General features: G+C 66.1%; 5 protein-coding genes. 1 reads left to right on the top strand and 4 read right to left on the bottom strand.

Going from position 1 to position 11,589, the window contains the following annotated elements:
- The 4 genes from DEO45_RS00970 to DEO45_RS00955 form a co-directional block, all read right to left on the bottom strand.
- Positions 1-5,482: hypothetical protein (locus DEO45_RS00970; RefSeq protein ID WP_189339648.1), on the bottom strand; the 5,482-nt coding region annotated here is incomplete at its 3' end.
- 637 nt (positions 5,483-6,119) lie between these two features.
- A complete protein-coding gene (locus DEO45_RS00965) occupies positions 6,120-7,886 on the bottom strand; it encodes an ATP-binding cassette domain-containing protein (protein ID WP_114340448.1) in 1,767 nt (588 codons plus the stop codon).
- A gap of 189 nt (positions 7,887-8,075) precedes the next feature.
- Positions 8,076-8,687 (bottom strand): peroxiredoxin, encoded by a 612-nt coding sequence (locus DEO45_RS00960; RefSeq protein WP_114340447.1) that lies wholly within the window; start codon positions 8,685-8,687, stop codon positions 8,076-8,078.
- A gap of 178 nt (positions 8,688-8,865) precedes the next feature.
- The gene (locus tag DEO45_RS00955; RefSeq protein WP_114340446.1) at positions 8,866-9,888 is read right to left on the bottom strand and encodes a serine kinase; all 1,023 of its coding nucleotides are present in this window, start codon (positions 9,886-9,888) and stop codon (positions 8,866-8,868) included.
- 220 nt (positions 9,889-10,108) lie between these two features.
- Between DEO45_RS00955 and DEO45_RS00950 the strand changes: the two genes are divergently transcribed.
- Entirely contained in the window at positions 10,109-11,584 is a 1,476-nt protein-coding gene (locus DEO45_RS00950) for a B12-binding domain-containing radical SAM protein (protein ID WP_114340445.1), read from the top strand.
- Positions 11,585-11,589: the final 5 nt, after the last annotated feature.

The following is an 11,589-nucleotide window of genomic DNA, read 5'->3' as shown; positions in this document are numbered from 1 at the left end:
GATAACCATAGGTGCCATTGCCGCGACCACTGGTACCCCAGCTGGTGGCTCCGCTGGCTTGCACCGTGGTCCAGCCGCCGCCGTTGACCTGCTCCTGCAAGGTGTAGCTGGTGGCGCCGCTCACGCCGCCCCAGCTCACCGTGTAACTGCCGGTATTGTTGCTCGCCGGCACACTCAGGCCCGGTGCGCTGGCCGGTGGGATGGTCACCGCCACCGCGCCACTGGTCACAAAACCGCTGCAGCCGCTGGCATTGCAGGCTTGCACCCTCAGGGTGTAATTGCCCGTGGATGACTCATTCAGAGTCGTGCCATTCGCCGCATTGCTATAGACGGTCGTCCAACCGCCACCATCGATGCTTTGCTGCAAGGTGTAGCTGGTCGCTGTGGCCGAGGTCGCCCACGTCACGGTGATAAGACCACTGCTGCTTCCGGGCACGCTGATGCTGGCCGGTGTCGGTGGTGGCCACAGCACGCTGGTACTCGCTACCGCGCTCCACGGCCCACAGCCGCCGACGTTGCACGCCTGCGCTTGATAGCCGTAAGTGCCATTGCCGCGGCCGCTGGTGCTCCAACTGGTCATTCCGTTGCTCTGCACCGTGGTCCAGCCGCCGCCGTTGATCTGCTCCTGCAGGGTGTAGCTGATCTGACCCGGGACGCCGCCCCAGCTCACCGCATAGCTGCCGTTGGTGCTGCTGGCCGGCACGCTCAGGGTGGGCGCCGTGGTGGGCGGATGCGTTACCACCAAGGTGGCACTGCCGTTGGTCCAGGCACTGCAGCCATAGGTATTGCACGATTGCACGTGGTAGCTGTAGCTGCCGTCCGCCAACCCGGACACGGCGGTGCTGGTGCCCGTGCTGTTGTAGATCTGCGCCCAGCTGGTGCCGCCGCTGCTGCTTTGCTCGACCACATAGCGGGTGGTCAGACTGGTGGCAGCCCAGCTCAATGTGGCGCTGCCATCGTTGCTGCTAGCCGGCACGGTCAGACTCGCCGGTGCGGCGGGCAACACGCCATAGGTGGTATCCACCGTCACCGCAGCCGAGCCGGCCCAGCCGCGCGTGCCATAGGCGTTGTAGGCCGCGACCTGATAGGTGTAGCTGCCGCTGACATTGCCCGGACGGCTGATCGAGCTTGCCGTGGTAGCGCTGGCGATGGTGTTCCACGCACCGCTGTTCAAGCGCTCCTGCACGTCATAACTGGTGGCGGTCGCAGGGGCCGTCCAACTCACGTTGTAGGTGCCGTTGATCGTGCCGCCGGGTACGGTCACCGTCGGTAGCGCCGGACGCACGCCGAGCGTGGCCGAGCCTGTCCAGCCGCCGCAGGTGGTTCCTGCGCAACCCTCCACCTGATACACATAGCTGCCGCCGGCTTTGCCGCTCAGCGTGACACTGGGGCTGCCACCAGAGTAGACCGTCACCCAGCCGCCACCGTTGGCACTTTCCTGCAGCACGTAGCTGGTGGCGCCCGTCACGGCGCCCCAGCTCACCGTGTAGCTGCCGTTGTTGGGGTTGGCATCGAAGTCGACCGTGGCCGGCGCACCCAGCACGAGTGTCTCGTTGTCCCCGACCAGCTTGCTGCCCAGGTAGACGAAGCTGGTGGTCAGCGCACTGCCGGGCGCCCACTGATACATCAGCTGCCCGGCCTGGCTGTAGAAATAATACGTCGTCACGCCACCGGCGGTCTTCGACACCCGTCGGCCCGACGCATCGTAGGCATAGGTGTTGCTGCCAGCGACCTGGGTCAGCTGGTTCTTCTGGTCGAATACCAGGCTCGTACCGTTCTTGGTCGCCACGTTGCCGCGCGGATCGTAGGTGTAGCTGACCGATTGCGCGCCGCTGATGCTGGCCAGTTTGTTGGTGGGATCGTAGGTGTAGGTCGACGTCTGGCTGCCGATCTGCAGCGTGCGCAGGTTATTGAGCGCGTCGTAGGTATACGCCTGGGTACCCCACAAGCCAGCCGCGTTGGCACTGGTCAACCGGTTCAGCGCGTCGTAGCCGAACGACTTGGCACGCGGGCCACCCGCCAAATCGGCCACCGTGGTGATGTTGCCGTTGGCGTCGTAGCTCAGGTCTTCGCTCAGCTGCACCGTGCTGCCGGTGCCATAGCTGAAATTGCTGAGCATCTGGCGTGCGTTCTGCGCGGCCACATAACTGCTGCCATTGGCGTAGGTGAACTGCGCCACCTGACCGTTCGGGAAGTAGCCGATGCCGGTCGCATAGCTGCCGGCCTGGGTCGGCCGCCCCAGCGCGTCGGGCGCGTAGCTGACGTTCTCGCCGTCGGGGTAGTGGATCAGGCTGAGGCTGCCATACGCATCGTGGGCATAGCCGAGGCCCCACGCGTTCTGGCCAGCCAGCTGCAGGCTCTCGCCGGTCAACATGCCGCGGAAGTTGTAGGTACCCCTCCAGGTGCTGATGCCCGAAACCGCACTGGTGAGACGGCCGACCGGATCGTAGCCGTAACTGGTGCTCTGCGTGCCGGCGGGCGGCGCGATCGTCTTGACGCGATTCATCGCGTCATAGGTGCGCGCCGTCTGCGCCGCGGTCGCGACCTGATCCTGCCCGCAGCCGGCGCCGGTGATCGCGAGTCCCGCGGCACTCCACGCCAAGTTGTTGGCCGCATCGTAGGCCATCACTTCGCTACCGCTTTCCGGCTCGGTGGTGCGGCACAGGCGGTGGTAGCTGTCGTAGGTCAGTGTCTTGGTGATGCTGTCGCTCTCGGTACCGTTGTAGATGCCCGACTGCGTGATCGACAATGGATTGCCATAGAGATCGCGGGCGATGGTCTGGGTGACGCCCGCAGGCGCCTGCACCTGGATCGGCGCGTCGTACGACGGCGCGTCGAAGACCTGGGCATAAGTGGTGGTGACGTTGTTCTTGGGGTCGGTCACCTGCACACCGGCGCCGGACAGGTAGGCGGTGGTGGTGGTCAGCGTGCCCAGCTCGGAATCCTGCTGACTGGTCGTCGGCCGACCCAGCGTGTCATAGGTGTTGTGCGATCCGCTGGTCACTGCCGACAGATCGGGGGTGCCACTGACCGGATAGGACGTGAATGTGGTCAGGCCGCGCCAGTCGAAACTGCTCGCGGTCGTGATGTCCGAACCCGCCGTGCCAGCGATCGACACGTCGCTGAGCAGGGGGCGCAGCATCGCATCGAAATAGGTCACCTCCGTGTTGTTGCCTGTGGTGACGGTGCGCCGCCAGTGACCACCGGGAATGCCGCGCTCCGCGCCGGTTACATAGGCAAACGCGTAGTTCTTGGGATACCACGCCACCTCGTCGCCGGTCGGATAGCTGACCTGGCTCGGCCAGCCCATGGGATTGTAGGTATAGGACGTCGTAAGGCCGGCCTGATCGGTGATCGACAGGATGTCACCGTAATAGTCGACGATGGCCGTCTGGCTCGTGCTGTCCGGGTAATTGACCTGTTGCGGGATACCTCGGTAATAGTTGCTCAGGCTGGTGGTGTGACTGTTGCCATCGGTGAAGCTGGCCAGCTGGCCGGCAGCGTTGTAGGTGTAGGTCAACAGCGTCTGGCCAAAACGAGCGCGCGATTGCAGCGTGTCGTTGCTGTTGTATGCATTGAAGCTCTCGATTTCGCCGGTGGTGACATTGGTCACCTGCTGCGGCAAACCCAGCACCCACAGCGTCGTGTCGTTGAGGTAGCTGGTTTGCTCCTCGATCGCCTGCTGGCCGGCTATCGAGTTGAAGCGTTTGACGTCGGTCGCCTGTGCGAAGACATCGAAGCCCAGAGTCTGCCGGGTATAGGTGTCGCCATCTTGTACCGTGGTCGTCACGACCTCGGGACGAATACGCCCCACCATCGGATTCTTGTAGATGGGTTGGACCGAACGCCCGGCGTTGTCCGGAAAGGCCTGGCTCGCAATCTGGCTGTCGGGGAGATAGGTGTTGGTGACCGTCCTGACCATCTGCCCTGACAGTGTGTCGGTCTCGGTCTGCAGCAATCGCCCTTCATCGACACCGTAGTTGATTCCGAAGGAGTATTTGGTGATCCCCGTGGGATCGGTGACGGTCACGATCTTGGGAGGGTGGTACGCCGAACTCGACTGGGGGATATAGGTTTCGGTCGGGTAGGGAAACGGGATATTGGCGGTGACATAACCGCCGCCATTGACGGTAGCGGCGTAGTCGTACGACCAGTTCATCGTGGCCAGGCCGGCACCGCTGATCTGCTTCGATACCAACGCGAAGTTGTCGAAGAAATCATAGACATCCGGGTACTCGGTATACGGGTTCACGTCCGTGCAATTCAACGGAACGTACGAGCGTGGATTGCGCTGATACGTGAAACTGAAGATCCCCTGCGCACCCGACGGCGCGCCGATGGTGTAGACCATACTGCCGGTGTTGGCATTGGCGTCGATCTGGCAGTGATAGGTCGGTGGTGTATCGACCGACAGATCCTTAAGGGTACGCAGCGACCCCGAGGTGACGGTATAAGTCCATTGCGATCCGTCCGGCCGGGTGACGGTATTCAGCAAACCATTCGCGGCATAACCATCCGAGCTAGCGACGTAGCCGTACCGCCACGTCCTCGGCCCCGGGTTCGTCGAGGGGATGCTGACCGATTGCACCACATTGCCCGACCAAGTGACATCGATCTCCCGGCCATCGTTGGCGGTGATGCTCTGAAGCTGCGACGACGCGTTGTAGTTGTATTTGACCCAGTTGCCAAAACGATCCGTGACCTGGGTCGCCAGCAGAAAGAAGCGGGAACGGTTGGCGAGGGATCCGATCGTTCCCGTGCCGGTGGGGTTCGGTCGCTGGTAATGCAGGATCGAGGTCGGATTCACCACCATCCAATTGAAGGTGTAGCTCACCCCACTGGGCGATACCACGACAAACGATTCACCGGGATAGCCATTGGCCGTGCTCGAAGCACACGATGCGTGATAGAAACTCTTGGTGATCCAGGGATACGTAGCCCGATTATCGGGCAGTGCGGTCTCCGTATTCGCCAGCAGCTCTTCGTCGGTCTCGCCTGGAATATGCAGCTGGTTGCCATCCCATATCTGAGAGGCGGGCTCCTCGATACCGCCGAGGCTGGCGATGACGGTATAGGGTGGCGTGACGACGCTGCAACGCGAATAGACGCCGCCCTGCCCGACGTTGTTTTGCACTTCCCAGCCATTCTCGGTAGTGAAAACACCGTCGATATAGGGAACGTCGATGTCCCATTCGCCGAGGCCGCCGAGTTTGCCGGTGGGCTGGCGTCGGTCATCGATCTCGAGGCGACGACCGAACCGCACCGGCAGACTGCTGTTGCCGGGTAGATCCACGTCCGTGACATCAAACTCGGTCGCGCCGTTGTAGAGGCTGACGTGATCGCCGAAGAGATTGGAGGTAAGCGGAGTGACTTCCTGCGCGGCCCGGACATGCTTGCCGTACTCCTCGTAGGCATCGACGTTGGTGCTGCCGGACTGGGCTTGGGCCGTTAGCGAAAAAACAGCCAACAGAAAAGCGAACACGTTCCCTGTGCGCATAGCCTGTTTCCCCCTGAGGACGGTTGGACGCTACGCCTGGCTTGGGGACATTTCACGCTGCAAAGCAACAGGGCTGCTAGATCTCCTACTCCCTACAACGTCCTGCTTCCCTCATACACATACCCAAAGCTGCGGCGAACACAACCACTGATCCTTCGGGGGCGACCGCACGCAGGCCAGAAATTCATCCAGGTCGAGTGCGGTCACTTCTCACCAGGTCACTGAGAGGCGAAAGACTCCGAGCTAGCCGCCGCCTGCTGCCGTATCTGGCACTACTCCTATGTAGAACAGACACTCTATGAATATTGTGCACGGGCCATATCGTTGACCGAGTTCATGCGAGATCATGGATTCGCGTCCTGTACTCCATCTGCAACACTCCTGCTGCCTAGACAGTCCTCAGTGTGTTGCATCGATCAGTTGAATCCGCAATTCTCGGCGTCGATGATCAATATTCTTGCTGCTCTCACCACCATCCAGCGCCGGTTTGGTGGGTTAACAGACTGCTTGACCCTATCGCAGTCGATGACTTGTTCACTAAACCCTGTCGCAGTGGGGCCTTGTTTTCACGCCAACGTCGCGGAATTCCCTTGCAATCAACGGCCTTCTGGCAGCGACAAGATTAAGAATCGCCTACAGGCGAACCGGCCACTGCCGCGACACGGGCCGGTCTTCCGGTCACCGTGGCGACGAGGTCGTTACCGATGGTCAGGCACTGGTCCGCGATCGCCGCCACGCCGGGGCGGTGCGACACGACGATCAGGATGGTCTGCGGCAGGCGATGCCGCATCGCCGTGAGCACCGCGGTCTCGGCGGTGGCGTCGAGGGCGCTGGTGGCCTCGTCCAGCACGGCCAGGAACGGTCGGCGCAGGATTACCTGGGCCAGCAGCAGGCGCTGCAGCTCGCCGCCGGAAAGCCGGCTCGACGCGCCGTGCAGCGTAGTGTCGAGCCCATGCGGCGAGTCGGCCAGCCGCTTGTCGAGGCCGACGTCGGCCAGCGCGCTGCGCAACATCGCGTCGGTGGCATCGGGTGCCGCCCACAGCAGGCATTCGCGCACGGAGCGCTGCCATGGCCGCACGTTCTGGCTGACGTACGCGCCGTGGCGCACCAGTTCGCGGTACGCGTCGAAACCGATCGGCTGGCTGTCGCGACGCGCCACGAAAACCTCGGGCGCCATCATGCCGGCCAGCACGTCGACCAGGCTGCTCTTGCCGATGCCGGAGTCGCCACAGACCAGGGTCAGTTCGCCGGGCCGCAGCACCAGCCCACCGATCTCCAGACCGCCGGGCGGCGGCACCAGCCGCATCCGCTCGACGTGCAGCGCGGCGCCCGCAGCGCTGGCGTCCGACGGCGTCGCGGACGCGTGCACCGGCTCCAGGTTCACGTAGCGCTGCCACAGCTCGAAGGCCGGCGCGGCCGAGCGCAGCTGCTGGAAGCTCTGCCGCGTGGTCACCAGGTGGGGCAGCAGGCGCCCGAGCAACAGGCACACCGCGATCAACTCGGACTGTTCGACCCCATGCCAGCGATGGGCCAGCACGAACATCGCGGCGATCCCTGCCGCCGCCAGCAGCTCCAGCATCAGCCGTCCGGACGCGACCAGCTCCAGCTGGCGCCTATAGCCATCGCATAGCCGCTCGGAAATGGCGCCGTAGTTCGCCTTCTCCGCCGCCTCGCGCTCGAACGAGCGGACGTGGCGCAGGCGCCGCGGAAAATCCTCGCTGTGCCAGAACAGCCGGGTCATGTCGACGACGTACTGCCGGCCGACCAGCGACTGCTCGCGGCCGTAAGCGCGCGACGCCAGCAGGCCCAGGCCCATCAGCACGGGTGCCGCCAGCAGCAGCGGCGGCGAGACCCAGAACGCGAAGCCCAGGCTGACGGCGGCGCTGACGCCGGCGATCAGCAGCTGCTGCAGCGCACTGAAACCCTGCACGATGAGCTCGACGTTGTGGGTGAGCACGTTGGCGATTTCCGCCGACGTCGCATCCGCCAGCGAGGTCAGCGGCGCCTCGATCAGGCGCGCATGCACCTTGCGCCGCAGGTGCATGCCGTAGCGGCCGACCAGGCGCGCGCCCAACCGCGCCGCCTGCCAGCGCAGCAGCGCGAAGGCGCCGGTGGCGGCGGCGAAGATGGCGGCCTGCAGCTCGACGCTGCGGCGCGGGTCGAACAGCGCGCCGCCGAACGACAGCGTCTGTCCCGGCTGCACCAGCGGCACCAGCGGCACCAGCGGCACCAGCAGCAAGGCCGCGAGGCTGCCGGCGAACGCCGCGCCCAGCGAGAGCACCACATACGCGACCGTCTCCACCCGCTCGACGCCGCTGAGCGTGCGCGCCAGCGAACGCAGCAGATCCAGGGGCCGCTCAGGCGCCCGCGGCGACTCAGCCGGCTGCATGACGGGTCCGCGCGGTCGACCGGCCAACGCGGCCACGGTTTCGACGTACTGCGTGGCGGTTCAGGGCAACACCTCTCCGGGCCGGAATTTCCACGCCGGTAGGTGCGGCGCGCGCGGGAAAAGGTTGCTGCGGGCCCGAGGCGCGACGGGCCGTCCGCGGTCCGCACGCGCCAGGTGTTTCACGTCCTGCTAGTGGCTCTTGCCAGCCTGCATGCGCTGCACGATGGCCAGCGATTCCTTCACATGCTGGTCGGGCCGCAGGTGATCGGTCTCCGAGGACAGCGTGGCGACGATCCGGCCGTCGCCGGCGATCACGAAGGTCGTGCGCGGGATGAAGACATGGTCGATCGCCACGCCGCGCACGTCCTTCATGCCCGGCTTCGCCGCAACCGTCTCGAGGTCATAGGAACCGGCGACCTTGCCGTCGGCGTCGGAGGCGACCGGGAATTTGCCGGCGCAGTACTTCGGGTCCGCCGAGAACGCGTCGAGCCGTTCGATGCTGTCGGCCGACACGCCGATGATGGTGGCGCCGGCCGCATCGAACTTGTCCTTCTCGGTCGCGAAGGTATGCGCCTCGAGATCGCAGCCGCCGGTGAAGGCCGACGGGTAGAAGTACACCACGACCGGCCCCTTCTTCAGGGCCTCGCCGAGGGAGAAGGTGAAATGCTTGCCGGCCAGGCTGGCCGCGGCGGTGAAGTCGGGTGCTGTGGCGCCCGTTTTGAGCGCGGCAAGGGCCGGCATCGCCAAAGCCAGCGTCAGCAGCGCACCGGCCGCCACCGCTCCCACAAGACGTTTTTTCATTTCCGCGATCCTCGTGAAGGGCATCGACCCGGCACGGAACACCTCCGCGCTTCGATCCGTTGCCCGTTGAACATCGAACTTCCCAGGTACGCCCGGCAACCTACTCCCAAGTTCTTCGCCGCACACCTGCCCATCGTTGCCTCTGCGGCGCGGGGCGGCATCGAATGCGCCGGCGACCTCAGTCGAGCAGTCGGCGCAGGGCGTCGACGGCGTCCCGCGGATGGCGCCCGCGGCGCAGCTGGTGGGCGCCGACCTGCTCCATCCGCTGCTGGAATGGATGCCAGCCCGGCTGCCCGGACGCGTAGGGCTGGTCGGCGCACAGCCTTGCGGCGATCTCGCCCGCGGGCACGGAACCCAGCAGCTCGTCGGGATCGTCGGCCGGCTGACTGGAAACGAAGACCACGCCGGCCAGTTCCAATGGCGCCGGCGCGAGCCGGCCGTGACCCTGCCGCAGGTCGGCCTCGAATTTCTCGACGCCGCTGCGGCGGCGGATGCGCGGCGCCGCGCCGATCCAGCGGCGAACCTTCTCGTCATCGACGAAGCGCAGCGCATCGGCCTGCACGTGCACGTAGTTGGCGACGCCGGTGGCGAGCAGACTCTCGGGCTGCACGAACACCGCATCCTCGGCGAGGAAATCCAGGCCCTGCAGCAGGCTGTGCAGGGCGAGGGTCGACTTGCCCGAACCGCTGGCCCCCAGCAACAGGATGCCGCGCCCCTGCCGGCCCACGCAGGCGCCGTGCAGCGGCACCAGGCCCAACCCGCGCGTGGCCAGGGTGAACACGGCGAATTCGACGAGTTCGTAGCGCAGGTGGTAGGGACGCTCGAGCATGTCCTCGGAAGCCACCACCAGCGCCTGCCGTTGCGCGGGCGCCAGCACCACGTAGTTCGACGCGTCCATCACGCCGCAGAGCAAGCCGGCACCGGACTGCATCTGCACCGGCGGCGGCTCGGCGGCAGGCGGCGACGCGCGGCGCGGCATCAGTTGCAGCTCGATGCGGAACTCCGGCGCGGCCGGCGGCAGGCGATGCGGCGGCAGGCCGGCGTAGGCGACATCGACCAGGTCCAGCAACGCCGCGCTGGCGCTTTCGAAGCGGAAGCGGCCGCCCATGATCTGCCGGCACAGCGCAGCCTGCCCGCGCGAGTGCTCCCCGAACGGATCGGCAGCGGCGTCGCGGACAGCACGGGGTGAGTTCAGGGTCATCGTCGCCGTTCGCTGGTTCAGCCGGGGTGGATGGCACCGCGTCATGCGGGCATGCCGATCGGTGAGTGCGGCCACGGCCGGCAAAGGTTGTGCCCCTACGGCTACCGCCGGATTTTTTCCCGCGCCAGGCAACCGAAGGTCCACGCCGGGGCACTTACGCCAGGCAGCGCGGACGCGCATCCGCGGCCGGTCCCCTGGCAATGATCGAGGTTATTCCGAGATGCTGAGGATTCACGTCGGCCACTCCTACTTCCTGCGGTTCGACCCGAAACAGTGGGAGCGCGGCAAGCCGTATCCCCCGCTCGCCACGATCCAGGTCGCCGCGCTGCTGCGGCAGATGGGGCACGCGGTGAGCCTGTTCGACGCGATGCTTGCCGACGGCGTCGGCGACTTCGAGGCCTCGCTGCACGCCACCCGGCCGGACCTGGTGGTGCTGTACGAGGACAACTTCAACTTCCTGACCAAGATGTGCCTGGGCCGCATGCGCGAGGCCGCGTGCCAGATGATCGCCGCAGCGCGCGCCGCGGGCGCCCGGGTAGTCGTCGCCGGCTCCGACGCCTCCGACCACCCGGATGCGTTCCTCGCCGCCGGCGCGCATGCGGTACTGGTCGGCGAAGGCATCGCCGCCCTGGCTGAATTGATCGATCGGCTGCAACGCCACCCGGAGGCCGACGCCGACGACTGGGCGGCCGGCCTCGGTGGCGTCGCCACCCTGGTCAACGGGCAGACGCAACTGACCCGGCTCGGCGCGCTGCCGCCGGACCCGCGACTGGTCGGCCACCCCGCCTGGGACCTGGTCGACATCGAACGCTACCGCGCGCTGTGGCACGAACGGCACGGCTACTTCAGCCTCGGCATGGCGGCGTCTCGCGGCTGCCCGTTCCGCTGCCACTGGTGCGCCAAGCCGATCTGGGGCAATCACTACAACCAGCGCAGCGCCGAGGACGTGGCGGCGGAGATGAGCTACCTCAAGCGGACGTTCAAGCCGGACCACATCTGGCTGGCGGACGACATCTTCGGCTTCCGCGTCGACTGGGTGGCGGAATTCGCCGCACACCTGCATGCCGCCGACGGGCCGGTCCCGTTCACCATCCAGATCCGCGCCGACCTGATCAGCGAGCGCATGGCCGCCGCGCTCGGCCAGGCCGGCTGCGCGGAGGCGTGGATCGGCGCGGAAAGCGGCAGCCAGCGGGTGCTTGACGCGATGAACAAGGGCACCAAGATCGCCGACCTCGTCACCGCCCGCACGCGCCTGGGCGAACACGGCATCCGCGTGGGCTTCTTCATCCAGCTGGGCTATCTGGGCGAGCAGCTGGCGGACCTGCTGGCGACCCGCGATCTGATCGCGCGGGCCGCGCCTGACGACATCGGGGTGAGCGTGTCCTACCCACTGCCGGGCACGAAATTCTATGAGCAGGTGAAGGCCCAGCTGGGCGCGAAGACGCACTGGCAGGACAGCGGCGACCTGGCCATGATGTTCAGCGGCGCCTACGACTCGGACTTCTACCGCCGCGTGCGCGACCTGCTGCACGAGCAGGTCGCCATCCAGCAGGCCAAGCCCGCCGCACGGGCAGAGCGACATGCCGCGCTCGACGCGCAGTGGGATGGGCTGATTGCCCGCGAAGGCGCGCACCGCAACCAGAACGCGACGCCGCCGCCGGCCACGGCGCGGCCCATCGCCCTGCAGCTGCACTGAGCGCG

This window comes from Rhodanobacter denitrificans (assembly GCF_003335105.1).
Classification (GTDB): Bacteria; Pseudomonadota; Gammaproteobacteria; order Xanthomonadales; family Rhodanobacteraceae; genus Rhodanobacter; species Rhodanobacter denitrificans_A.
This window is presented reverse-complemented; position numbering and strand designations above follow the sequence as displayed.

Bases quoted from the DNA above. Each gene is read 5' to 3' on its own strand.
- DEO45_RS00960 (WP_114340447.1), bottom strand. From the start codon at position 8,687: ATGAAAAAACGTCTTGTGGGAGCGGTGGCGGCCGGTGCGCTGCTGACG.
- DEO45_RS00965 (WP_114340448.1), bottom strand. From the start codon at position 7,886: ATGCAGCCGGCTGAGTCGCCGCGGGCGCCTGAGCGGCCCCTGGATCTG.
- DEO45_RS00955 (WP_114340446.1), bottom strand. From the start codon at position 9,888: ATGACCCTGAACTCACCCCGTGCTGTCCGCGACGCCGCTGCCGATCCG.
- DEO45_RS00950 (WP_114340445.1), top strand. From the start codon at position 10,109: ATGCTGAGGATTCACGTCGGCCACTCCTACTTCCTGCGGTTCGACCCG.